The organism is Methylobacterium nigriterrae (assembly GCF_037106235.1).
Classification (GTDB): Bacteria; Pseudomonadota; Alphaproteobacteria; order Rhizobiales; family Beijerinckiaceae; genus Methylobacterium; species Methylobacterium nigriterrae.
This window is the reverse complement of the sequence record NZ_JBAWTG010000002.1, coordinates 210,392-233,112: the sequence shown is the minus strand read 5'-3', so window position 1 is coordinate 233,112 and position 22,721 is coordinate 210,392. Positions and strand designations below refer to the sequence as shown.

Genomic DNA, 22,721 nt, shown 5'->3' with positions numbered 1-22,721 from the left:
CGCCTCCGGGACTTCAGCTCAGCGCGACGTTGACGGCGCTCTCCGGCAGCTCCTTGCCGAAGGCGCGCTGGTAGAACTCGGCGACGAGCGGCCGCTCCAGCTCGTCGCACTTGTTGAGGAAGGTCACCCGGAAGGCGAAGCCGATATCGTGGAAGATCTCCGCGTTCTCCGCCCAGGTGATCACCGTACGGGGGCTCATCACGGTCGAGAGATCGCCGTTCATGAACGCGTTGCGGGTCAGGTCGGCCACGCGCACCATCCGGTTGACCGTGTCGCGGCCCTGCTCGCCCCTGTAGTGCGTCGCCTTCGACAGGACGATGTCCACCTCGCGGTCGTGCGGCAGGTAGTTGAGCGTCGTGACGATCGACCAGCGGTCCATCTGGCCCTGGTTGATCTGCTGCGTGCCGTGATAGAGGCCCGACGTGTCGCCCAGGCCCACCGTGTTGGCGGTGGCGAAGAGCCGGAAGGCCGGGTGCGGGCGGATCACCCGCTTCTGGTCGAGCAGCGTCAGCCGGCCCGACACCTCGAGCACCCGCTGGATCACGAACATCACGTCGGGGCGGCCCGCATCGTACTCGTCGAACACGAGCGCGACGTTGTTCTGCAGAGCCCAGGGCAGGATGCCGTCCTGGAAGGCCGTGACCTGCTTGCCGTCCTGCAGGACGATCGCGTCCTTGCCGACAAGGTCGATGCGCGAGACGTGGCTGTCGAGGTTGATCCGCACGCAGGGCCAGTTCAGGCGGGCGGCGACCTGCTCGACATGGGTCGATTTGCCGGTGCCGTGATAGCCCGTGATCATCACGCGGCGGTTCCGGGCGAAGCCCGCCAGGATCGCGAGCGTCGTCTCCCGGTCGAAGATGTAGTCCGGGTCGAGATCGGGCACGTGCTCGTCGGTCTCGGAGAAGGCCGGCACCTTGAGGTCGATGTCGATGCCGAAGACCTCGCGCACGGAAACGGTCCGGTCGGGCAGCGAGGCGGGCGTGTCGTCAGAAAGCATTCGGGACCTCGTCGGGGCAGGGGCCGCCGGTCAAGCGCGGGACCCCGCCAATGTCTCCAGGCTGGCATCCGCGCGGCTTCGCGGCCGCGGGCACCGGCCCTCCTTAATGGTCGGCGCCGGGCAGCGCCACCGGGGTGCGGGCACAGGATATAGTGCGCCGCGCGGCGTTTGCCGCCACCCCGATCAATGCGGCGGGTGCAAACGTGCATCGATCGTGCCGCCGGGCCGGGGGGCTCCGCCTCAGCAGAGGCCGGCGGCCCGCAGGACATCGTGCGCTCGGATGATGTCGCGCAGCCGCTCCTCGAAGGAGCGGTCGCCGCCGTTGGCATCCGGATGGAAGCGCTTCACCAGGGCCTTGTACTGCTGCTTGATGGCCGCGGTGTCGGCGCCCTCCTCGAGACCCAGCACGTCGAGGGCGCGGCGCACGCTGGCCGAGTGGCGGGGGCGCTGCGGCGGCTCCGGCCGCGCGCGCCGGGCGGTCTCGCCGACGCCCTCGGCCCGCAGGATGCCCAGCGGGTCGACATAGGCCCAGTCGCGTGTGGCCTCGGGCTTGGTGCTCTTCGCCCCGTCGGAGCGGTTCACGCCCATCGCCCAGGTCGGCCGGTGCCCGATGATCGCGTCCTTCTGGTAGGCCTGGACGGCGGCGTCGTTCATCCCGTCGAAGTAGTTGTAGCTCGCGTTGTAGGCGCGCACGTGGTCCATGCAGAAGCGCCAGTACTGCCCTTCCGCCTTGCGGCCCTTCGGGGCCCGGTACAGGCCGGGATGGGTGCAGCCCGGGGTCTCGCAGGTCGCCGTCTCGGCGGCCTTCGGCTCGTCGCAGGAGGGCTTGATGCGGATGCTGTCGAACAGGCGCGAGTTGAGATCCATGGTGGGGCGATTATGAGGGGGTGGACCTGAGACACAAGGCCGTCGGGCCTGATGACGCATGCGGAGAACGGGGCTTGACGCGGTCGGCGCGCCCGCCTCCTCCAGGAGAGGCGCAAATGACGGAAGCCGGACCCCTGCAAGCCTGGATCGCCGGGACGCTGAGCGCGGCGCTGGCGCCGACACATCTCGACGTGATCGACGAATCCCATCTCCACGCCGGCCATGCGGGCTGGCGCGAATCGGGCGAGACCCATTTCCGGCTCGACGTGGTCTCCCCCGCCTTCGAGGGGAAGAGCCGCGTCGAGCGGCACAGGCTGGTGAACGGTTTGCTGGACGACGCATTCAAGCGCGGATTGCACGCGCTGGCGGTGCGGGCCCGCACCCCCTCCGAAGCGGCCTGACGGATCGTCCCCCCGACCCCTGTCCCATCGTTCCCGGAGATGGCGATCGTGGCCCTGCAATGCACCCCCCACATCGCCATCGACGAGGCGGAGCTGGAGGAGAGCTTCGTGCGCGCCTCCGGGCCGGGCGGGCAGAACGTCAACAAGCTCTCGACCGCGGTGCAGCTGCGCTTCGACGTGCGCCGCTCCGCCGCCCTGCCCGACGCGGTCGCCGTCCGGCTGATGCGGCTCGCCGGGCGGCGGCTCACCGCCGAGGGCGTTCTCGTCATCACGGCCCAGCGCTTCCGCACCCAGGAGCGCAACCGGGCGGATGCCCGCGAGCGCCTCGCCGAGCTCGTGGCCGAGGCGGCGGTGCCTCCGACCCCGCGCCGCGCCACCCGGCCGACGCTCGCCTCGAAGAAGCGCCGGCTCGAGGCCAAGGCGAAGCGCGGCGCCACGAAGCGCCTGCGCGGGACGGCCTCGGCCGAGTGACGCGTCACCGCAGCATGCCGACGGCCTTGGCGTGCGGCGGCGCGTCGGGCGCCGGGGCATTGCCGGTGACGAGCGGCGAGCGGGGCTTGGCCAAGGCCAGCACGATCGCGACCACCGCGAGTCCGGCCGCGAGCGCGGCCGGGAACAGGAAGGCGTTCTCGCCGTAGCGGATCTGCAGGGCGCCCCCGATCACCGCGCCGGTGCTCAGCGCTCCCCAGAGCGGGGCCTGGAGCCAGAAGGCGGGCGAGGGCTCGTGCAGGACGAGGTTGGCGAGGCCCGTCCCGAACCGGACCACGGCGCCGGTGACGTAGGTCAGCGCGATGCTGTTGCCGTTGGCATCCTGCAGGGTCGCGTTCTGCAGGCCGAGCGCCAGCACGATCGGGTAGGCGTGCAGCGGGAACGAGAAGCTGCCCCAGGGCGCGATCAACCCCACCGCGAGGAGCGCGGCCTCGATCGACAGGAGCACCGGAAGGCGCCAGGGCCCGACCCAGGCGGCGAGCAGGGTGCCGAGGAACGCCCCGAAGCAGAACACCACGATGGTGCTCGCCGCGCGCGCGGTGTTCTCCCAGTCGAAGGACGAGACCGCGACGCCGAAGCGGGTGGTGTTGCCTGACATGAACGACATGAAGAGCTGCGAATACTCGAGGAATCCGATCGAATCCGCGCAGCCGGCGAGCGCCGCCAGCGCGAGCGCGAAGGGAACGCGCGTCGCCGCGCTCGCCGGGAACGCCTTGTCCTGCTTCTCCGCCATCGGGCCCTCGTGACTGGTCGTTCGGATGGTCTTGGCTTCCCGCGTGGCGGGCGGGAAACGGTTAGGCCGCTTAACCGCCCCACGCCGGCGAAGGTTCGGTCGGCGCGCGCGAATCCGGGCGCGCTCACGCAACCGTGTGCGGTGCTCGGATGCGCGGCCGCGGCCTCTGCCGGAACCGGGTTTTGCGGGGGGATGAGCCTCGAGCCTGGAACGTGTCAGGCAAGGCCGGGCGACAGCACCGCGATCCGGCCCGGCACGCCGAGGCCGTTCTGCCGGCGGATCGCCGCTGGCGTGAGGCTTCGCAGGCTCAGCCCGGCCGCGTCGGCGGCGGCCAGAACCTCCGCATCCGCGTGGGCGTAGCGCCCGTCCGGCCCGATCACGATGCCCGCGCCGTCATGCGACTGCACCGTGAAGGCGGCGAGCCCGTCCGGGCCGAGCACCCGCGCGATCGCGGCGAGCGCGGGCCGGAGGTCGCCGAGATAGATGAACACGTCCGCCGCCACGACGAGGTCGGCGGACGCGGCGGCCTCGCCGGCCAGGAAGCCCGTGAGCTCGCCCGCCACGAGGCGGTGGTAGAGACCGCGTGCCTCCGCCTTCGCCAGCATGGCGGGCGAGAGATCGACGCCCGCGAGGCGATCGAAACGGCCTTCGAGCGTCGCGCCCATCAGCCCGGTCCCGCATCCGAGATCGAGCACCCGCGCGAAGCGCCGCCCGGCGCCCGCCAGCGCATCGATGGAAGCGCACAGCATCGTGGGCCCGCGATAGCCGAGCTCGCCGACGAGGTGGCGCTCGAAACGCGCGGCGTAGCCGTCGAACAGGGCCCGCACGTAGGCCGGCGAGATCGCCGCGAGCGCGTCGCCGACGCCGAGCTGGGCTAGGCGCAGCCGGCTGCCGAGCACGTCCTCGGGATCGAGGTCGAGGGCGTTCGCGTAGGCCCTGAGCGCGCCCTGCAGGTCGGTCTCCCGCCCACCCGCCGCGTGGAGCGCCTCGCGGGCCCGGCCGAGCAGCAGCCAGGCCGGCGCGAAGCGCGGCGCGAGGTCGAGGGCCTGCTCGGCCATTTCGGCCGCGCCCGCGGCGTCGCCCTCCGCGAGGCAGGCCTCGGCATAGGCGTAGCGGCGGTCGGCGCGGAGGTCGCCGGAGGTGTGCTGGCGGGACATGCGGGTGAGCGGGGCGCGGATCGGCGCCCTATATAGCCTCGCCGATGCCGTTACGCGCCAGCGATCTCCTCACCCTAACCCGCGAGGGTCTCTACTGCCCGCTCGGGCGCTTCCACGTCGATCCGACCTGGCCGGTGCCGCGCGCACTCATCACCCACGGGCACGCCGATCATGCCCGCTCCGGCCACGGCAGCGTGCTGGCGACCCCCGAGACGCTGCGCATCATGGCGGTGCGCTACGGCGAGGATTTCTGCGCAACCCGGCAGGAAGCGCGCCTCGGCGAGGTGATCCGCATCGGCGACGTCAGCGTACGCTTCGCACCGGCCGGCCACGTCCTCGGCTCGGCGCAAATCGCGATCGAAGCCGAGCGCGTGCGGGTGGTGGTCTCGGGAGACTACAAGCGGGCGCGCGACCCGACCTGCCTGCCCTTCGAGCCCGTGCCCTGCGACGTCTTCATCACCGAGGCGACCTTCGGGCTGCCGGTCTTCCGGATGCCCGATACGGGCGCGGAGATCGCCAAGCTCCTCGAATCGGTGACGTTGTTCCCGGAGCGCGCCCACATCGTCGGCGCCTACGCGCTCGGCAAGGCGCAGCACGTCATGGCGCTGCTGCGGGAGGCGGGCTACGACCGCCCGATTTACCTGCACGGCGCCATGGAGAAGCTCACCGAACTCTACAAGCGCGAGGGCATCGCGCTCGGGCAGACCCCGAAGGTGGCGGCGGCCGACCGCGCGAAGCTCCACGGCGCGATCGTGCTCTGTCCGCCCTCCGCCATCCAGGACCTGTGGTCGCGCAAGTTCCCCGACCCCGTCACCGCCTTCGCCTCGGGCTGGATGCGGGTGCGGGCCCGCGCCCGCCAGAAGGGGATCGAGCTGCCTCTCGTGATCTCGGACCACTCGGACTGGCCGGACCTCTGCCGCACCATCCTCGAGACCGGTGCAGAGGAGGTCTGGGTCACGCACGGGCAGGAGGATGCGCTGGTGCACTGGTGCGGGCTGCAGGGGATCCGGGCGAGGCCCCTGCACATGCTCGGCTACGGCGACGAGGAGGTCGAGCAGGCCGCCGAGCCCGCGGAGGCGACCGCGTGAACGATTTCGCCCATCTCCTCGACCGCCTCGCCTACGAGCCGCGCCGCAACGCCAAGCTCCGGCTCCTGCAGGCTTACTTCGCCCACACGCCGGATCCGGAGCGCGGCTACGCGCTCGCCGCCATGACCGGGGGCCTGACCTTCCGGGAGGCCAAGCCTGCCCTCATCCGAGGCCTCGTGGAGGAGCGCGTCGACCCGACCCTGTTCAGGCTCTCGCACAATTACGTGGGCGATCTCGCAGAGACCACGGCGCTGATCTGGCCGACGCCGGACGCGGCCGGATCGGGCGCGGGGCACCTCTCCCGAACGGGAGAGGTCGAGTCCGCGGGACGCGGACCGGGTGAGGGGTGCTCCATATCCGGAGAGGTCGCACCCCTCACCCCGACCCTCTCCCGAACGGGAGAGGGAGCGCGGCGCGAGCCGGGCCCCGGCCACAACAACCCGCCCCCGCACCTGTCCGTCCACGCGCCCACCCTCGCCGAGGTCGTGGAGACGCTCGCGGCCACCCGCAAGGCCGACCTGCCGCGCCACCTCGCGACCTGGCTCGACGCCCTCGACGAGACCGGGCGCTGGGCGCTCCTCAAGCTCGTCACGGGCAACCTGCGCGTCGGAGTCTCGGCCCGGCTCGCCAAGACGGCGGTCGGCGCGCTCGGGGGGCACGAGGCCGACGCGGTCGAGGAGGTCTGGCACGGGCTCGAGCCGCCCTACGAGGCGCTGTTCGCCTGGGTCGAGGGCAGGGGGGAGCGGCCCGAGACCCTCAACCCGGCCCCCTTCCGGCCGCCCATGCTGTCCCACCCGATCGAGGAGGAGAGCGATTTCGACCGGCTGGAGCCCGAGGCCTTCTCGGGCGAGTGGAAGTGGGACGGCATCCGGGTGCAACTCGTCGGCGGGCGCGACCGCGCCGGAGCCCAGGTCGCCCGCATCTATTCCCGCACCGGCGAGGATATCTCCGGCGCCTTTCCGGACCTTGCCGAGGCCATCACCTTCTCGGGCGCCCTCGACGGCGAGCTCCTGATCCTGCGCGAGGCCCGGGTGCAGAGCTTCAACGTCCTGCAGCAGCGCCTCAACCGGAAGGCCGTAACGGGCCGGCTCCTCGAGGAGTTCCCGGCCCATGTGCGGGCCTACGACCTGCTCGCGGCCGACGGCGAGGACCTGCGCCCGCTCCCCTTCGCGGAGCGACGCGCCCGGCTCGAGGCTTTCGTCTCCCGTCTCGACCACGCCCGCATCGACATCTCGCCGCTCGTGCCCTTCGCGAGCTGGGAGGATCTCGCTGCCGCCCGCGCCGACCCGGCCTCGGTCGGGGCCGGCGAGGATGCCGAGGCCATCGAGGGCGTGATGCTGAAGCGCCTGAACAGCGCCTACCTGCCGGGCCGCCCCAAGGGACCGTGGTGGAAGTGGAAGCGCGAGCCGCACCTCGTCGATGCCGTGATGATGTACGCCCAGCGCGGGCACGGGAAGCGCTCCTCGTTCTATTCCGACTACACGTTCGGGGTCTGGCGCGAGCGGCCGGAGGGGGGCGAGGAGCTGGTTCCGGTCGGCAAGGCCTATCACGGCTTCACGGACGCGGAGCTCGCCAAGCTCGACCGCTACGTCCGCAACCACACCACCAAGCGCTTCGGCCCGGTGCGCGAGGTGGAGTACGGGCGCGACAAGGGCCTCGTCCTGGAGATCGCCTTCGAGGGCGTGCAGCGCTCGACGCGGCACAAGTCCGGGGTCGCCATGCGCTTCCCCCGGGTCAGCCGCATCCGCTGGGACAAGCCTGCGGCCGAGGCCGACCGGATCGAGCTTCTCGAGCGGATCCTCGCCCGCGGCGAGCGCGAGATCGCGCCGGGCGCGACACTCATCGAGGAGGCGACATGAGGCCGGGCAGGATCGGGGCTCTCGAGGGGTTCTCGGCGGGCGAGATCCGCCGCCAGGCGGGCGCGACGCTCGCCGTCGCGACGCCCGGCCGGGGCTTCACGGACGTCACCGCGGCGGTGACCGGGTTCGTGCGCGAGAGCGGGATCCGGGACGGGCTCGTCACCGTCTTCTGCCGGCACACCTCGGCCTCGCTGACGATCCAGGAGAACGCCGACCCGGACGTGCAGGCCGACCTGATGACGGCGCTGGACGGGCTCGCGCCCCGCCACGCGGGTTACGTCCACGGCGCCGAGGGCCCGGACGATATGCCCGCCCACATCCGCACAATGCTGACCGATTCGAGCCTGTCGGTTCCGGTTGTGGATGGCCGTCTCGCGCTCGGCACGTGGCAGGGGATCTACCTGATCGAGCACCGCGACCGCCCACACTGCCGAGAGATCGCGCTGCACGCCATCGGGGCGTGACCGGCCTCGTCGATCCCGGGGCCGGTCCGGGGCGCCGAGAGTATTGTCCGCGATTCCTGGATCACGGACAATGCTCCAAACCATTGATCTGGCGCGCTTTCTGATCGCCAAACCGGCAACCAACTCGGCGGAAAGCGCGCTAGCCGCCGTGCTCAACGCCGGATCAGGACCACGCCGCCGATCAGGAGCGCGATGCCGGCCAGGCGCGGCAGGCCGAGCGGACGCTGCGCGAGGCCCATCCAGCCGAAATGATCGAACGCCACCGAGGCGAGCATCTGGCCGGTGACGAGGAGCGCGATGAACGCCGCCGCCCCAAGCTGCGGCACGAGGACGATGGCGAGGCCGATGAAGATCGCGCCGAACAGGCCGCCGCTCCAGGCCCACCACGGGATGCGTGCCGCCAGGCTCGCCTGAGGGACCAGGTCGCGCAGCGCGAGGGCGAGCAGCCCCATGCAGACGACCCCGACGAGGTAGCTGACGAACCCTGACCAGGCGGCCGAGTTCAGGGCCACGCGCAGGTTCGCGTTCAGCACCTGCTGGACGACGATGCTGCCTCCCGCCAGGGCGGCGAGGGCCAGGGGAAGCAGGAGGTTGAGCATCGGCGCCTGGCCTTGTCGAAGGGGGTGCCGCGACGCGCTCGGGAGCCCGGCATCGGTCATTGACAACACCCTCGGCGCATGCCGTCAAATGCCGGACATCTCCCTTTCCATGCAGGATGGGCATGATGAACCCGGCCCATATCGACCTGTTCCGCGCCGTCTTGCGCCATGGCGGGATGACGCGGGCCGCGGCGGCGCTCGGCATCGGCCAGCCGCATGTCAGCCGCGCGATGGCCCAGCTCGAGGCCGATCTCGGCTTTCCCCTGTTCGTGCGGGGCCACGGGAGCGCGTCGCCGACGCAGGAGGGGGAGGCTTTCGCCCGCGAGGTCGAGCGGACCTGTGCCGGGCTCGACCACCTTCGCCACGCGGCGCGCCAGATTCGGGAGCTCGGCACCGGGCCGCTGCGCGTCGCCTGCCAGCCCTCGCTGGCGTCCCGCCTGCTGCCGCGTGCCGTCCGGCGCTGGAGCGCCGAATGTCCGGGCGCCCGCGTCGCGGTCCACGTGCCGAGCCCGGACACGATCTGGTCGTGGGCCTCTTCGGGGCAGTGCGATGTCGGCCTGGTGCGGCCCCGGTCCGGCTATGCGGGGGTTGTCTGCGAACCTTTCCTCGCGGTCGATGCGGTCTGCGCGCTGCCGCGCAAGCACGCCCTCGCGCCCAAGCGGACCGTCACGGTGCAGGATCTCGCGGACGAGCCCCTGATCGCGGGCGGCGCCGGCCCGTTCCAGCAGGCGGTCGAGGCGGCCTTCGCGCGGGCCGGCCTCGCGCCGCGCTTCGTCCTGATGGCGCAGTACACCGCGGCGCGCTGCGGCCTCGTGGCCGAAGGGCTGGGACTCGCCGTCGTCGATCCGATCCCGGCCCGGGAGCTCGCCGGCCTGCCCGTCGTGCTGCGGCCGTTCCGGCCTCGCCTGCGCATCGAGACGATGCTGATCCGGCCGTCGGGACGTCCGCCGGGCCGTCTGGCCGAGCGCCTGATCGGCCATCTCAAGGCCGAGCGCGACGCGCTTTCGTCAGAATGGCATCCTCGGCCGCGCGGCGACTGAGCGAGGCCCCGATCCGCGATCCCGCGGGGATCAAGCGGATTTACTATGACTTACAGGAACTTCGCCGGGTCGGTGTCGGGGCGGGGTGGGGCCACGTCCATGCGGTTCCACCAGCCGCCGCCGAGCGCCTGGAACAGGGCGGCGGTGTCGGCGTACTGGCTGGCGCGCGCCTGCGCCTGGGTGACGAGGGCCTGCAGGTAGCTCTGCTGGGCGATCAGCACCACGGCGCCGTTGACCGAGCCCGCCGTGTACTGCTTGCGGATCAGCTCGACGCTCTTGGCCGTCGCCTGCTCGGCAGCGGAGGCGGCCGCGACCGCGCGGGCGTCCGATTGCAGCGCCCGCAGCGCGTCGGCGACGTTCTGGAAGGCCGTGATCACCGTGGCGCGGTACTGCGCCTGCGCCCCGGCGAGCGTCTCCTCGGAGGCGCGCTGCCGGCGATAGAGCGTGCCGGCGTCGAACAGGGGCTGCGTCACCGCGCCGATCACCGTGAAGAAGCCGGCGCTCGGGTTGGCGAGCTGCGCGAGCTTCACGGCGCTCGCGCCCGCATTGGCCGTGATGCTGAATTGCGGCAGGCGGTTGGCCACCGCCACGCCCACATCGGCGCTCGCCTGATGGACCTGCGCCTCCGCGGCCTTCACGTCGGGGCGCTGCTGCACGAGGCGCGAGGGCAGGCTGACGGGCAGCTTCGTCGGCAGGTGGAGCTGGGCGAGCGTGAAGGTCTCGGACACCTCCTCGCTCGGCAGGCGCCCGGCGAGCGCCGTCAGGAGGTTGCGCTGCTGGGCGAGCTGGCGCTCGAGCGGCGGCAGCAATTGCTGCGAGAGCGAGAGCGCGGCCTGCTGCTGCACCACGTCGGCGCCCGCGATCTGCCCCAGCGAGAGCTGCTTGTTGTAGAGCTGCAGCACCTCCGTCTGCGCCTGGATCACCCGCTTGGTGGCGTCGATCTGGGCGCGCAGGCTCGCCTCCTGGATTGCCGCCGCCACGACGTTGGCGGTGAGCGACAGGTAGGCGGCCTCGAGCTGGAAGCGCTGGTTCTCGGCCTGGGCCTCCAGCGACTCGATCTGACGGCGGTTGCCCCCGAACACGTCCGGGTTGAACGAGACCGCGACCTGCGGCGTGTAGAGGCTGTAGAAGAACTGGTTCTGGTTCTGCAGGGGCGATTGCAGGTCGAGGCCCGGTGCCTTCGCGACCTGGGCCTGCGGATTCGCCGTCAGCGTCGGGAACAGGGTGCCCTTCTGGGCCTCGACATTCTGCCGCGCCACCTGCAGCGAGGCCTGGGCGGCCTCCAGCGTCGGGTTGTTGGCGAGCGCCTCCGCGACGAGGCGGTTGAGCGCCTTCGAGCGGAACAGGGTCCACCACTGGCCCGGGATGTCGGCGCCCGACACGAAGCTCTGGTCGGCCGAGCCGCCCTGCGTCGTGCGGATCGCGTCGGCGGCGCTCGGATTCGCGAGTGGCTCCCGGGTGTAGCGCGTCGCCGGCGGGTCGGCCGGCGGCAGGTAGTTCGGTCCGACCGCGCAGGCGCCGAGGGCCGCGAAGAGAAGCGCCGCGCCGAGAGCGGATGCGAGCGCCGCGGGCGCGCGCCCGCGCATTCCGCCTGAGGCTCGCGCCGCCATGCCGCCCCCGGAAACCGCGCCCGCCCCGTCCGACGAGTACAGCGCCGCGGCCGGCCCGCCTGTCAACGGCCGCGCACCGTCGCGCCCGCTCGGATCCGCGGGCTGTGTCCCCGGCATCACGGCCATGGTCAGGCGGCCGCCCGGTGCGGGGCGGGCGCGGCCGCCGCGCTCGGCCGGCGCCGGGAGAACAGCGAGATCAGGATCGGCACCACGACGAGGATCAGGTTCGGCGCGAGCAGGATGCCGCCCACGACCACGAGGGCGAGCGGCTTCTGCACCTGCGAGCCGATGCCGGTGGAGACGGCGGCCGGCAGCAGGCCGACGCAGGCGGCCACGCAGGTCATCATCACGGGCCGCATCCGGACATTGGCCGCGTTCCACACCGCCTCGGCCCGGCCCCAGCCCTCGTCGATGAGCTGGTTGTAGTAGGCGAGCAGGATCACGCCCTCCATGGTCGAGATGCCGAACAGCGCGATGAAGCCGATCGCCGCCGAGATCGAGAAGGGCGTGCCGGTGAGGAACAGCGCGAAGATGCCCCCGATCATCGCCATCGGGATCACGCTCAGGCCGAGCAGCATGTCGGTCACCGAGGAGAAGTTGATGAACAGCAGGAGCGCGATCAGCGCGAGCGTGACCGGCACCACGACGGTGAGCCGCTGCACGGCGTCCTGGAGGTTCGTGAACTGGCCGACCCATTCGAGGTGGGAGCCGGACGGCAGCTGCACCTCCTCGGCGATCCGCCGCTGCGCCTCGATCACGGCGCTGCCGAGGTCGCGCCCGCGCACCGAGAACTTCACCGGGATGTAGCGCTCCTGGTCCTCCCGGTAGATGAAGGCCGCGCCCGAGACGAGCTCCACCGTCGCGATCTCGGAGATCGGCACCTGGATGACGCCGCCGTTCGGGTTCGTCGCCCCGATCGTGATGTTGCGGATCGTCTCGAGCGAGCGCCGGTACTCCCGCGCGAGGCGCACCCGCATCGGGAAGTGCCGGTCCGAGCCGAACTCGTAGAGGTCGCCCGCGATCTGCCCGCCGATCGCGGCCTGCAGGGTCGTGTTGACGTCCCCGATCGAGAGCCCGAAGCGGGCGGCCTTGCGCCGGTCCACGTCGATGCGCACCGTCGGCTGGCCGAGGGAGGCGAAGACCGAGAGGTCGGTCACGCCCGGCACGGTGGCCAGCACCGCCTTGATCGCGTTCGCCGTCCGGGTGATCTCGTTGAGGTCGTTGCCGTAGATCTTGACCGAGTTCTCGCCCTTCACGCCCGAGGCCGCCTCCTGGACGTTGTCCTCGATATACTGGGAGAAGTTGAACTCGATCCCCGGGAACTCGCCTTCCAGACGCTTCGAGAGGTCCCGGATCAGCCCGTCCTTGTCGAGGCCCTTCGGCCAGGTGTCGAACGGCTTGAGGGGTGCCAGGATCTCGACGTTGAAGAAGCCCGTGGCGTCGGTGCCGTCGCTCGGCCGGCCCTGGTGGGAGATCACGGTCACGACTTCGGGGATGTCGCCCACGATCCGGCGCAGGCGCTCCACGTAGGAATTGCCGGCCTCGAGCGAGATCGAGGCCGGCATCGTGCCGCGGATGTAGAGGTTGCCCTCCTCGAGCTTGGGCAGGAACTCGAGCCCAAGGCCCCGCGCCGCGAGCCCCGCGGCCAGCAGGATCGCCAGCGTCACGCCGAGCGACAGGAGCTTGTTGCGCAGTCCGAAGCGCAGGATCAGCACGTGGCCGAAGCGCAGGAGCTTGACGATCAGCGTGTCGCGCTCCTCGACCTGCTTCGGCAGGATCAGCGCCGACAGGGCCGGCGAGACCGTGAAGGTGGCGAGCAGGCCCCCGACCAGCGCGTAGGCGTAGGTCTTCGCCATCGGCCCGAAGATGTGCCCCTCGACGCCCGTCATGGTGAAGAGCGGCAGGAAGCCCACGATGATGATCGTGGCCGAGAAGAAGATCGCCCGGTTCACCTCCGCGCCCGCGATCGCGATGGTGCCGAGGCGGCCCGAGAGGCCGCCGGGCGCCTCCTGGCCCTGCGTGTGCTCGGGCTCGGCGAGGTGGCGGAACACGTTCTCGACCATGATCACGGTCGCGTCGACGATGAGGCCGAAATCGATGGCGCCGAGGGACAGGAGGTTCGCCGAATCGCCCCGCATCACCAGGATGATGATGGCGAAGCCCAGCGCGAACGGGATCGTGGCCGCCACGATGATGGCGCTGCGCAGGCTCCCCAGGAACAGCCACTGCACCACGAAGACCAGCACCACGCCGAAGATGAGGTTGTGCATCACCGTGTGGGTGGTGGTGTGGATGAGGTTCGAGCGGTCGTAGATGCGCTCGATCCTCACGTCGGGCGGCAGGATGGTCGACGCGTTGATCTTGTCGATCTCGGCCTCGACCCGCTTCAGGGTCGGCAGGCTCTGGCCGCCGCGGCTCATCAGCACGATGCCCTCGACGACGTCGCTCTCCCCGTCATGGCCGACGATGCCGAGGCGGGGCGCGTTCGAGACGCGGACCTCGGCGACGTCGCGCACCAGCACCGGCGTGCCGCTCACCTGCGTGAGCATCGTGTCCTTGATGTCGTCCATGTCGCGGATCAGGCCGACGCCGCGCACCACCGCCGATTGCTCGCCGACATTGAGCGTCTGGCCGCCCACGTTGATGCTCGAATTGTTGAGCGCGTTGACGAGCTGCACCAGGGTCAGGCCCTGCGCCTGGAGCCGGTTCAGGTCGACCGCGATTTCGTATTCCTTGGCCTTGCCGCCGAAGGCCGTGACGTCGACGACGCCGGGGATCGCCTTGAAGCGGCGCTGCAGCACCCAATCCTGCAGGGTCTTCATGTCGGCGGAGGAGAAGCCCTTCGGGCCGACGAGCTTGTAGCGCATGATCTCGCCGACCGGGCTCGTCGGCGAGATCTGCGGCTGCGCCCCGTTCGGCAGGGGCGGCAGTTGCGAGAGCCGGTTCAGCACCCGCTGCAGCGCCTCCTGGTACGTGTACTCGTAGTTGAACTGCACCTTCACGTCGGAGAGGCCGAACAACGAGATCGTGCGCACCACGGTGGCGTTCGGGATGCCGGCGAGCGCCACCTCCAGCGGGATCGTGATGTAGCGCTCGATCTCCTCGGCCGATTGCCCGGGATTCTGCGTGATGACGTCGACGAGCGGTGGGACGGGATCGGGATAGGCCTCGATGTTGAGCTGCAGGTAGCTGGCATAGCCGAGCGCCAGCATCACCACGAACATCAGGAACACCAGCACGCGCTGGCGGAGCGAGAAGACGATCAGGGCGTTCATCGCGCGCGGTCCCTCACGACGCCTTGTCGCCGCTGGCGGCCCGGTCGATGAAGAGCGCGCCGCGGGTGACGACCTGGTCGCCCTCGCTCAGGCCGTCCACGACCTGCGCGTTGTCGCCGTTGACGAGCCCGAGCCGGACGTTGCGGGCCTCGATGGTCCCGTCGGGGCGCGCCACCCAGACATGGGCGTTGCTGCCCTCGTAGACGACCGCCGCGAGCGGCACGCTCGGGGAGGGCTGCGCCTTGCCGGTGATGATCGTGAAGGTCGCGAACATCTCGGGCTTGAGGGAACGGTCCGGGTTGTCGACCTCGCTGCGCACCGCGAGCCGGCGCGTGGCCGGGTCGAGGCTCGCCGCCATGTAGTTGACCCGCGCCCGGAACACCCGGTTGCCGAAGCCCGCGACCCGCGCCTCCACCTCCTGGCCGAGGCGGATCTTCGGGATCTCGCTCTCGCGCACGTTGGCAACGAGCCAGACGGTCGAGAGGTCGCCGATCACGAAGACGGGGTCGCTCGACGTCGTCAGGTACTGGCCGATGCCGACCTTGCGCTGCACGATGGTGCCGGCGATCGGCGCGCGGATCTGGGTCTCCGCGCTCATCATGCCGCTCTTCTCGAAGGCCGCGATCTCCGCATCGGTCTTGCCGAGGAGGCGCAGGCGGTTCTTGACCGCCTGCAGGGTCGCCTCCGCGGTCCTCAGGTCGCTCTGCGCCGCGATCACGTCGTTCTGGGCCGACTGGTAATCCTTGAGGGCGACCGCCTTGGCGGCGAACAGCTCCTGCTGGCGGGCCGCGATGGTCTGGTCGAGCTTCAGCAGCGCGCTCGTCTTGTTCAGCGTGTTGAGGGCGCTCTGGTAGTCGTTCTGCGCCTGGACCATGTCGGTGGCCTCGAGCGTCAGCAGCACGTCGCCGGCCTTCACGTCGTCGCCCGCCCGCGCCAGCACCTTCGTGACCCGGCCCGCATAGGGCGAGGCGACCGGCACGTTGTCGTCCTCGTTGAGCGCGATGCGTCCCTCCGCCGAGCCTTCGGGGCGGAACACCATGGTCTCGACCGGCCGGATCTCGAGCGCGGCGCGCTGCTCCTTGGTCGGGCGGAACACGCGCCCGCCCGTCTGCGCCGTCGCGGGCTCCTCGGCGTCCTCCTCCGCCTTGCCGCCCTGCATCAGGCCCTGGATCCGCGCGATCGCGGCCTCGGCGAGCCCGCGCACGGGCTCGGGATAGACCGCCACCGCCGCCACGCCCGCGACGACCAGCGAGAGCACGGCGACGATCGGCAGGAGGGCGGCGCGGCGGCCATGCGCGCGCGGGGCGTCCGTCGTGCTCACATCGTGGTCGAGGGGGTTGCGAGCGTCCATCGAGTCTGGATCTTCGGTCCGTGCGGCACGCCGGGCGCGCCGGGCTTCAATCTGTGACGTGCCGGGCCTTCCGGAAGCACCGAACCGGCGCTTGGCGCTTGGTGGATGGCGGACGGGCTGACCCGGCCGTGATGCCGCCCCGGCGTCCCGCCGGGAAAGCGTGTGCATGGTCTCCGGATCTTGTCATCGTCAAGACGCCGCCGCGTCCGGACCGATTTCTCGGGCCGGCGTTGCCTCCGGGCTGCACAATTTACAACCATCGATTGAGTATCACGGTCCGAAAGCCGAGCGTCCCCCGCGGCTTAGCGGTGCCGTGCGCCGGTTTCGTGAAGTCCGGTGCCGCGCCGGCGCCGGCCTTCCATCCGGCGGTGGATGACACAATATAACAACCCGATCTATACCACCCGCCCGCGCCCCGCCCGCATCGAAGGGTTGCCATGTCCGACGCCCCGACCGCTGCCGCCTCGTCGAAGATCCCCGTCACCGTGCTGACCGGCTATCTCGGCGCCGGCAAGACCACCCTCCTCAACCGGATCCTCACCGAGAATCACGGCAAGCGCTACGCCGTGATCGTCAACGAGTTCGGCGAGATCGGCATCGACAACGACCTCGTGGTCGGCGCCGACGAGGAAGTGTTCGAGATGAACAACGGCTGCGTCTGCTGCACGGTGCGGGGCGACCTGATCCGCATCATGGACGGGCTCGTCAAGCGGCGCGGCAAGTTCGACGCGATCATCGTCGAGACGACCGGGCTCGCCGACCCGGCTCCCGTCGCCCAGACCTTCTTCGTCGACCAGGATGTCGGCGAGGCGGCCCGCCTCGACGCCGTGGTGACGGTGGCCGACGCCAAGTGGCTCTCCGACCGCCTCAAGGACGCCCCCGAGGCCAAGAACCAGATCGCCTTCGCGGACGTGATCCTGCTGAACAAGTCCGATCTCGTGGAGCCGGCCGACCTCGACCGGGTCGAGGCCGAGATCCGCGGCATCAACCCCTACGCCAAGCTCCACCGCACGCGGAACTGCGCGGTGCCCCTCGACGCGGTGCTGGAGCGCAACGCCTTCGACCTCGGCCGCATCCTCGACGTGGAGCCCGACTTCCTCGAGGAGGGCCACCACCATCACCACGACGCCGACCTGCAGTCGGTGTCGGCGAGCCTCGACGGGCCGGTGGACCCCGAGACGTTCATGCCCTGGATCTCGAACCTGACCCAGGTCCGGGGCCCCGACATCCTGCGCTGCAAGGGCATCGTCGCCTTTCCGAACGAGCCGAAGCGCTTCGTCTTCCAGGGCGTCCACATGATCCTCGACGGGGATCTCCAGAGCGACTGGGGCGCGGACGAGAAGCGGGTCTCCCGCGTCGTCTTCATCGGGCGCAACCTCGATCCCGAGGCGATCCGGGCCGAGTTCCTGGCCTGCCGGGCGTGAACCGGGATGGCGCCCGCTCGGATCCGAGCGGGCCCGGTCTGACGTCCTCGCTCTGCAAGGGGACGCGGCCCCGTCAGCGAAATCTCAATCTCTCCGGCCTTATCGTCACGCGCATCGAACGGCCCGGCGTATCGGGGCCGCGGAGTTCGCGTGCATGGCCTCCACCATCGCCCCGTCGGGCGCGCCCCCTGCCGGTGCTCCCCTGGCCTGGGCGGCGATCCCGGTTCGGCGGCTCGTCGAGGGCCTCGCGCGCCTCCTGCTCGCGGCCTTCATCTTCTTCGCCTGCTTCGCCTTCTCGGAGACCTCGCCCTACGACCTCGTGGCGATCCCCACCATGCTGCTCTGGGCCTGCCTGGGTCTGCGCCTCCACAGGGGCGTGCTGCCGCTCCTCGGGCTGCTGATCCTCTATCTCGCCGCCATCGGCGCGGCGCTGATCCCCTATCTCGACGAGGCGTTCCCGCTCACCTGGACGATCCAGCTCGTCTATCTCGCGGCGACGTGCGTGTTCTTCGCGATGCTGTTCTCCGACGACACGCGCGGCCGGATGGAGCTGGCGCTCAAGGCCTACACGGCGAGCTGCGTCTTCTCGGCGGCGCTCGGCATCGTCGGCTACCTCGACCTCATCGGCATCGAGGACCTGTTCTACAAGTACGGCCGGGCGTCCGGCACCTTCCAGGACCCGAACGTGTTCGGCTCGTTCCTGACCCTCGGCGCCCTCTACCTGATGCACGGGCTCCTCGACGGGACGGCGCGCCGGCCGGTCCTGGCGCTCGCCGGGCTGCTCGTGATCCTGGCGGGCATCTTCCTGTCCTTCTCGCGCGGCTCCTGGGGCGGCACCGCGGTGGCCGTCCTCGTCATGGTGGTCTCGGTCCATGCCGCGACGCGATCGGCCCGCCTGCGCCGCCGCATCGTGCTCCTCACCCTCGTGACGACCGGGCTCGGCATCGCGGCGGTGATCGGCCTCCTGTCGGTCGATCACGTGCAGCGGATGTTCGAGACCCGGGCGGCGCTCACGCAGGATTACGACGAGGGCGTCACCGGGCGCTTCGGCAACCAGCTGCGCGGCATCGGCATGCTGGTCTCCATGCCGCTCGGCATGGGGCCGATGCACTGGCGCCTCACCTTCGGGCTCGAGCCGCACAATTCCTACATCGGCAGCTTCGCCAACGGCGGCTGGCTCGGGGGCGCGGTCTTCATCGGCCTCGTGCTGGCGACGGGCTTCGTCGGCTTCCGGCTCATCGCCAGCGACTCGCCCGTGCGGGCGCATGCCCAGATCGTGTGGCCGGCGCTGCTGATGTTCTTCCTGCAGGCTTTGCAGATCGACATCGAGAAGTGGCGCCACGTCTACATGATGCTCGGCATGGTCTGGGCGCTCGAGGCCGCGCGCCTGCGCTGGCTGGCCGGCGCGCCCTCCGCGCGGGCCTAGCGCGCCCTCCGCCGAAGCGGTTGCCGGTTCGGCGATCGGAAGGCGCGCCAGATCAATGGTTTGGAGCATTGTCCGTGATCCGAGAGTCACAGAACATGCCGTAGCGCGGGCGCGCCGCATTTCTCGCGCGGCTGTGTGCTGATTTTTCGCGCCCGACGCGGCACAAGGTCCGCGGGACTGCTTGTCGCCCTCGACGATTCGGGACCGGACCCGTGGACACGCCGCCGTATATCGGGCCGAACGCCGAGGCGGCGCGCCTCGCGGCGCTTCGCGACCTGCACATCCTCGACACGCCGCCCGAGGAGCATTTCGAGGCGGTCTGCCGCACGGCCCGCCGCCTGTTCGGGGTGGCGGACGCCTTCGTCTCGCTGATCGACGCCGATCGGCAATGGCTGAAGACGCGCTGCGGCCTCGTCCCCGGCGTGGTGCCGCGCCAGACCTCCTTCTGCCACCGCGCGATCGAGACCGACGCCGTCCTGGTGGTGGCGGACGCGCGCCGCGATCCGCGCTTCTCGGGCGCTCCCCTGGTGACGGGCGCGCCCGGGATCGTGTTCTACGCGGGCGCGCCGCTCGTCCTGAGCGACGGCATCCGGGTCGGCGCCCTCTGCCTGATCGACACCGCGCCGCGGGACTTCACGCAGGACGACGCGGCGGCGCTGGCCGACCTCGCCCGGGTCGTCGTCGCGCATCTGCACCTGCACCGCACCAGCGTGCTGCGCGGCCGGGAGGCGGAGGCACGCGCCGCCGGCGAGGCCCTGATCGCCCGGCAGGCGACCGAGATCGCGCGGCGCGGCGAGGCGCAGGCGAGCGCCAACAGCCTCCTCGTCATGGCCGAGGAGATGGCCCATATCGGCCATTGGCGGGTCGACCTCGCCGATGGCCGGCCCGTCTGGTCGGAGGGGCTCTACCGCATCGCCGGCCGCGATCCCGCGACGCCGCCGCCCCGCCTGCCGGTCTTCGCGGAGCTCTACCACCCGGACGACCGCGCGGCCCTCGACGCGCTCGTCGGCCGGGCGATCGACCGGGCCGAGGATTTCGACTTCGAGGCGCGGGTGCTGCGCCCGGACGGCACGGTGCGGGACGTCGAGGTGCGCGGCACCTGCCGGACCGACGCGGCGGGCGCGACCATGGGCCTGTTCGGCATCATGATCGACGTCACCGACCGGCGGAAGACCGAGGCCGAAGTCCGCCGCAGCGAGATCCGCTACCGCAGCTTGGCCGACACCCTGCCGCTCCTCGTCTGGACCATGCGCGCCGCCGACGGCGAGGAGACCTACGGCAATCTCGGCTTCCACGAGTATTACGGGCCGATGGGCACGGACCGCACGGCGCGGATCTCCCGCAACCATCCCGACGACGCGGCGGCGATGGAGGCGGCCTGGCGGCGGGCGCTCGCCGCCGGCGAGGGCTATGCCGGGGAATGGCGCCTGCGCCGGCACGACGGCCGCTATCGCTGGCACAAGCTGTCGATGACGCCGGTGCACCACCACGACGACCCCGCCACCGTGGTGGAATGGCTCGGAACCGCCCTCGACATCGACGAGATCGTCACGGCGCGCCTCGCCCTCGAGAAGGCGCAGGGCTTCCTGCACATCGCGCTCGAGGCCGCCGATGCCGGCACCTGGGACTGGGACATGCTCCGCGGCGTGAGCACGCTCTCGCCCGAGAGCGCCCGGATGTACGGGCTGCCCGACCGGCTCGGCTCGCAGGACATCACCACGGCCGAATGGACCGCGCTGGTCCACCCCGACGACATCGGCGAGGCCTGGGAGGCGATCCACCGGGCGGTCGACCAGCGCGTCGCCTACGCCACCGAGTTCCGGGTCGGCGAGCGCTGGATCTACGCCTGCGGCCGCACCCTCTACCGCCCGGACGAGCGGCCCTACCGGATGGTCGGGCTGCATCTCGACATCACCGAGCGCAAATCGGTCGAGAGGGCCCTGCGGGCCGCGACCGAGGAGGCGCTGGCCGCTCGGGCCGAGGCCGAGCGGGCGAGCGAGGCCAAGAGCGAGTTCCTGGCCGCGATGAGCCACGAGATCCGCACGCCGCTCAACGGCATCCTGGGCTACGCCGACCTCCTTCTCGACCAGACGAACCTCGCCGACGACGACCGCCGCCGCCTGGAGCTGATCCAGAATTCGGGCGCGGCGCTGCTCACGGTGGTCAACGACATCCTCGACTTCTCGAAGATCGAGGCCGGCCAGCTCAGCCTCGACCCGGTGGCCTTCCCGCTGCTCTCGGTGATCGACAACACGGTCTCGATCGTGCGCGGCGCCGCGCTGAAGAGCACCCTGCGGATCGACGCGCGCCTCGGCCCGGGCCTGCCCGACTTCGTCGTCGGCGACCCGAACCGCCTGCGCCAGGTCCTGCTCAATCTCCTGAACAACGCCGTGAAGTTCACGCCCGCCGGCGCCGTGACGCTCAATGTCCGCCATGCCGGGACGCGGCCCGAGGGCGAGGCCATGCGCTTCGAGGTGACCGATACCGGGATCGGCATCTCGCCTGCGCAGCAGGAGCGGCTGTTCAAGCGCTTCAGCCAGGTGGACGGCTCGATCAGCCGCCGCTTCGGCGGCAGCGGCCTCGGCCTCGTCATATGCCGCCACCTCGTCACCATGATGGGTGGCGAGATCGGTCTCGAGAGCCGCGAGGGCGTCGGCTCGACCTTCTGGTTCACCCTCACGCTGCCGCGCAGCCGGCGGGAGCCGCCCGTCCTGCAGGTCCCGGTCGAGCGCCCGGCCCCGCCCGTCGCGCCCGCCGCGGCTGGCGGGGCCTTACGCCTCCTCCTGGTCGAGGACGTGCCGATCAACCAGGAACTCGCCCGCGCGGTCCTGGAGGCGCAGGGCTTCACGGTCGACGTCGCGGGCGACGGCGCCGAGGCGATCGCGGCGGTCGAGGCCATGGCCGGCGCCGGCCGCGCCTACGACCTCGTCCTCATGGACGTGCAGATGCCCGGCATGGACGGGCTCACGGCGACGCGCCGCATCCGCGCCCTCCCGGAGCCGGCCCGCAGCGTGCCGATCGTCGCCATGACGGCGAACGTCCTGCCGCAGCAGGTCGAGGCCCTGCACGAGGCGGGCCTAGACGACCATGTCGGAAAGCCCTTCCGGCGCGCTGACCTCTTCGCGACGATCGCCCGCTGGACCGGGCCGGGCGGGCGCGAGGCCGCGCCGGTCCCGCTCGACCGCTCCGCCCTCTCGGCCGTGCGGGAGAGCGTCGGCGACGCCCGGGTCGGATCGCTCCTGGCGCTGCTCGAGAGCGAGCTGCGCGAGCGCTTCCGGCCCGGCGAGACCGACCGGATGCAGATCGCCCACGACGCGCATGCCCTGGTCTCGGCGGCCGGCATGCTCGGCTTCACGGGCCTGTCGGAGCTGTGCCGGGAGATCGAGGCCGCCGCGCATGCGGGCGCCGAGTTGCCGCCCCTGATCCGCCGCCTCGATGCCCGGCGCGCCGACGCGCTCAGCACGATCCGGGCGCTGCGGGCGGCCTGAGCGCGCCGCCGTCCGATCGGCGCGGCGGCGTCCGCACCACCTCCATTCCCCTGTCCCGTCCCGCAAGGGAGGAGAACGCGTCCGGTCTCCGCATCGAGATCCGACCCCGCCGCTCGCGACGGCGGGGTGGAGCGGCCCTCAGCCCTCCGCTCCGGCCTCCTCCGGCTCCGGGTCGGCCGTCCAGGCGGTCGCGAAGGCGGCGAGGTCCTGGGCTTGGCCGAAGGCCAGCACCGTCACGGTGCGCTCGGCCGGCGTGCCGCCCGGATAGGGGGCGAGCAGCACGGTCTCGCGGGAGAGGCGCGCGCCCGGCGTGCGCAGCCGCATCCAGGTCTCGGCCTCGAGCGTCAGGCGCTCCGGACCGGCGAGCGCCCGGGAATCGGGGCGCAGCACGAGGATGTAGCTGCCGAGCGCGGGGTTGCGCTCCTGCAGGGCCTTGATGATGTCGATCATGAC

18 protein-coding genes are annotated in these 22,721 nt (G+C 71.3%); 9 read left to right on the top strand and 9 right to left on the bottom strand.

Features of this window, described 5'->3' with window-relative positions; genetic code table 11:
- Positions 1 to 13 precede the first annotated feature (13 nt).
- Together cobS and WDW90_RS02725 are read right to left on the bottom strand one after the other, a co-directional pair.
- Entirely contained in the window at positions 14 to 997 is a 984-nt protein-coding gene (cobS, locus tag WDW90_RS02730; protein ID WP_336485720.1) for a cobaltochelatase subunit CobS, read from the bottom strand.
- Between the two features lie 240 nt (positions 998 to 1,237).
- Positions 1,238 to 1,864, bottom strand: coding sequence for a J domain-containing protein (locus WDW90_RS02725; protein ID WP_336485719.1), 627 nt, complete (start codon positions 1,862 to 1,864; stop codon positions 1,238 to 1,240).
- A 116-nt stretch (positions 1,865 to 1,980) separates the two neighbouring features.
- Here WDW90_RS02725 and WDW90_RS02720 point away from each other — a divergent pair, with 116 nt between their 5' ends.
- Positions 1,981 to 2,265, top strand: a complete 285-nt coding sequence (locus WDW90_RS02720) for a BolA family protein (RefSeq protein ID WP_336485718.1) — start codon at positions 1,981 to 1,983, stop codon at positions 2,263 to 2,265.
- A gap of 48 nt (positions 2,266 to 2,313) precedes the next feature.
- Complete coding sequence (arfB, locus tag WDW90_RS02715; RefSeq protein WP_336485717.1) at positions 2,314 to 2,736, top strand: alternative ribosome rescue aminoacyl-tRNA hydrolase ArfB; 423 nt, start codon at positions 2,314 to 2,316, stop codon at positions 2,734 to 2,736.
- A 4-nt stretch (positions 2,737 to 2,740) separates the two neighbouring features.
- Here the strand turns inward: arfB and WDW90_RS02710 are convergent, their stop codons facing one another.
- Together WDW90_RS02710 and WDW90_RS02705 are read right to left on the bottom strand one after the other, a co-directional pair.
- Entirely contained in the window at positions 2,741 to 3,487 is a 747-nt protein-coding gene (locus tag WDW90_RS02710) for a YoaK family protein (RefSeq protein ID WP_336485716.1), read from the bottom strand.
- A 215-nt stretch (positions 3,488 to 3,702) separates the two neighbouring features.
- On the bottom strand, positions 3,703 to 4,644 hold the full coding sequence (locus WDW90_RS02705) for a class I SAM-dependent DNA methyltransferase (RefSeq protein WP_336485715.1): 942 nt from the start codon (positions 4,642 to 4,644) through the stop codon (positions 3,703 to 3,705).
- 44 nt (positions 4,645 to 4,688) lie between these two features.
- Here WDW90_RS02705 and WDW90_RS02700 point away from each other — a divergent pair, with 44 nt between their 5' ends.
- The 3 genes from WDW90_RS02700 to WDW90_RS02690 are packed head-to-tail and all read left to right on the top strand — an operon-like array spanning position 4,689 to position 8,055.
- Positions 4,689 to 5,732 (top strand): ligase-associated DNA damage response exonuclease, encoded by a 1,044-nt coding sequence (locus tag WDW90_RS02700; RefSeq protein ID WP_336485714.1) that lies wholly within the window; start codon positions 4,689 to 4,691, stop codon positions 5,730 to 5,732.
- Positions 5,729 to 7,591: a cisplatin damage response ATP-dependent DNA ligase gene (locus tag WDW90_RS02695; RefSeq protein WP_336485713.1), complete on the top strand. Its 1,863-nt coding sequence runs from the start codon at positions 5,729 to 5,731 to the stop codon at positions 7,589 to 7,591. The genes WDW90_RS02700 and WDW90_RS02695 overlap by 4 nt, the downstream gene beginning before the upstream one ends.
- Positions 7,588 to 8,055, top strand: a complete 468-nt coding sequence (locus tag WDW90_RS02690; protein ID WP_336485712.1) for a secondary thiamine-phosphate synthase enzyme YjbQ — start codon at positions 7,588 to 7,590, stop codon at positions 8,053 to 8,055. The genes WDW90_RS02695 and WDW90_RS02690 overlap by 4 nt, the downstream gene beginning before the upstream one ends.
- 152 nt (positions 8,056 to 8,207) lie before the next feature.
- On the opposite strand, the gene WDW90_RS02685 is transcribed toward WDW90_RS02690, so the two are convergent.
- Positions 8,208 to 8,654, bottom strand: coding sequence for a DMT family transporter (locus WDW90_RS02685; RefSeq protein WP_336485711.1), 447 nt, complete (start codon positions 8,652 to 8,654; stop codon positions 8,208 to 8,210).
- Positions 8,655 to 8,776: 122 nt separating this feature from the next.
- On the opposite strand from WDW90_RS02685, the gene WDW90_RS02680 reads away from it, so the two are divergent.
- Positions 8,777 to 9,694 (top strand): LysR family transcriptional regulator, encoded by a 918-nt coding sequence (locus WDW90_RS02680; RefSeq protein WP_336485710.1) that lies wholly within the window; start codon positions 8,777 to 8,779, stop codon positions 9,692 to 9,694.
- A gap of 50 nt (positions 9,695 to 9,744) precedes the next feature.
- Here WDW90_RS02680 and WDW90_RS02675 read toward each other — a convergent pair whose 3' ends face one another.
- The 3 genes from WDW90_RS02675 to WDW90_RS02665 all read right to left on the bottom strand — a co-directional run bounded on the left by WDW90_RS02675 (position 9,745) and on the right by WDW90_RS02665 (position 15,930).
- Positions 9,745 to 11,280 carry an efflux transporter outer membrane subunit gene (locus WDW90_RS02675; RefSeq protein ID WP_336485709.1) on the bottom strand — a complete coding sequence of 512 codons (1,536 nt, stop codon included), beginning with the start codon at positions 11,278 to 11,280 and terminating at the stop codon, positions 9,745 to 9,747.
- Positions 11,281 to 11,432: 152 nt separating this feature from the next.
- Positions 11,433 to 14,579 carry an efflux RND transporter permease subunit gene (locus tag WDW90_RS02670; RefSeq protein ID WP_336485708.1) on the bottom strand — a complete coding sequence of 1,049 codons (3,147 nt, stop codon included), beginning with the start codon at positions 14,577 to 14,579 and terminating at the stop codon, positions 11,433 to 11,435.
- 13 nt (positions 14,580 to 14,592) lie between these two features.
- Complete coding sequence (locus WDW90_RS02665) at positions 14,593 to 15,930, bottom strand: efflux RND transporter periplasmic adaptor subunit (RefSeq protein ID WP_336485707.1); 1,338 nt, start codon at positions 15,928 to 15,930, stop codon at positions 14,593 to 14,595.
- Positions 15,931 to 16,367: 437 nt separating this feature from the next.
- Between WDW90_RS02665 and WDW90_RS02660 the strand changes: the two genes are divergently transcribed.
- The 3 genes from WDW90_RS02660 (at position 16,368) to WDW90_RS02650 (ending at position 22,268) form a co-directional block, all read left to right on the top strand.
- A complete protein-coding gene (locus tag WDW90_RS02660) occupies positions 16,368 to 17,354 on the top strand; it encodes a CobW family GTP-binding protein (protein WP_336485706.1) in 987 nt (328 codons plus the stop codon).
- A gap of 154 nt (positions 17,355 to 17,508) precedes the next feature.
- Positions 17,509 to 18,780 carry an O-antigen ligase family protein gene (locus WDW90_RS02655; protein ID WP_336485705.1) on the top strand — a complete coding sequence of 424 codons (1,272 nt, stop codon included), beginning with the start codon at positions 17,509 to 17,511 and terminating at the stop codon, positions 18,778 to 18,780.
- Between the two features lie 212 nt (positions 18,781 to 18,992).
- Positions 18,993 to 22,268, top strand: coding sequence for a PAS domain-containing protein (locus WDW90_RS02650; protein WP_336485704.1), 3,276 nt, complete (start codon positions 18,993 to 18,995; stop codon positions 22,266 to 22,268).
- 138 nt (positions 22,269 to 22,406) lie between these two features.
- Here the strand turns inward: WDW90_RS02650 and WDW90_RS02645 are convergent, their stop codons facing one another.
- A complete protein-coding gene (locus WDW90_RS02645) occupies positions 22,407 to 22,718 on the bottom strand; it encodes a hypothetical protein (RefSeq protein WP_336485703.1) in 312 nt (103 codons plus the stop codon).
- Between the last annotated feature and the right edge of the window lie 3 nt (positions 22,719 to 22,721).

Excerpts from the sequence above, each read along its gene's own strand:
- WDW90_RS02655 (WP_336485705.1), top strand. The coding sequence starts at position 17,509 with ATGGCCTCCACCATCGCCCCGTCGGGCGCGCCCCCTGCCGGTGCTCCC.
- WDW90_RS02705 (WP_336485715.1), bottom strand. The coding sequence starts at position 4,644 with ATGTCCCGCCAGCACACCTCCGGCGACCTCCGCGCCGACCGCCGCTAC.
- WDW90_RS02680 (WP_336485710.1), top strand. The coding sequence starts at position 8,777 with ATGATGAACCCGGCCCATATCGACCTGTTCCGCGCCGTCTTGCGCCAT.
- WDW90_RS02645 (WP_336485703.1), bottom strand. The coding sequence starts at position 22,718 with ATGATCGACATCATCAAGGCCCTGCAGGAGCGCAACCCCGCGCTCGGC.
- cobS (WP_336485720.1), bottom strand. The coding sequence starts at position 997 with ATGCTTTCTGACGACACGCCCGCCTCGCTGCCCGACCGGACCGTTTCC.
- WDW90_RS02685 (WP_336485711.1), bottom strand. The coding sequence starts at position 8,654 with ATGCTCAACCTCCTGCTTCCCCTGGCCCTCGCCGCCCTGGCGGGAGGC.
- WDW90_RS02725 (WP_336485719.1), bottom strand. The coding sequence starts at position 1,864 with ATGGATCTCAACTCGCGCCTGTTCGACAGCATCCGCATCAAGCCCTCC.
- WDW90_RS02710 (WP_336485716.1), bottom strand. The coding sequence starts at position 3,487 with ATGGCGGAGAAGCAGGACAAGGCGTTCCCGGCGAGCGCGGCGACGCGC.
- WDW90_RS02700 (WP_336485714.1), top strand. The coding sequence starts at position 4,689 with ATGCCGTTACGCGCCAGCGATCTCCTCACCCTAACCCGCGAGGGTCTC.
- WDW90_RS02670 (WP_336485708.1), bottom strand. The coding sequence starts at position 14,579 with ATGAACGCCCTGATCGTCTTCTCGCTCCGCCAGCGCGTGCTGGTGTTC.
- WDW90_RS02690 (WP_336485712.1), top strand. The coding sequence starts at position 7,588 with ATGAGGCCGGGCAGGATCGGGGCTCTCGAGGGGTTCTCGGCGGGCGAG.
- WDW90_RS02660 (WP_336485706.1), top strand. The coding sequence starts at position 16,368 with ATGTCCGACGCCCCGACCGCTGCCGCCTCGTCGAAGATCCCCGTCACC.
- WDW90_RS02720 (WP_336485718.1), top strand. The coding sequence starts at position 1,981 with ATGACGGAAGCCGGACCCCTGCAAGCCTGGATCGCCGGGACGCTGAGC.
- WDW90_RS02675 (WP_336485709.1), bottom strand. The coding sequence starts at position 11,280 with ATGCGCGGGCGCGCGCCCGCGGCGCTCGCATCCGCTCTCGGCGCGGCG.
- WDW90_RS02665 (WP_336485707.1), bottom strand. The coding sequence starts at position 15,930 with ATGGACGCTCGCAACCCCCTCGACCACGATGTGAGCACGACGGACGCC.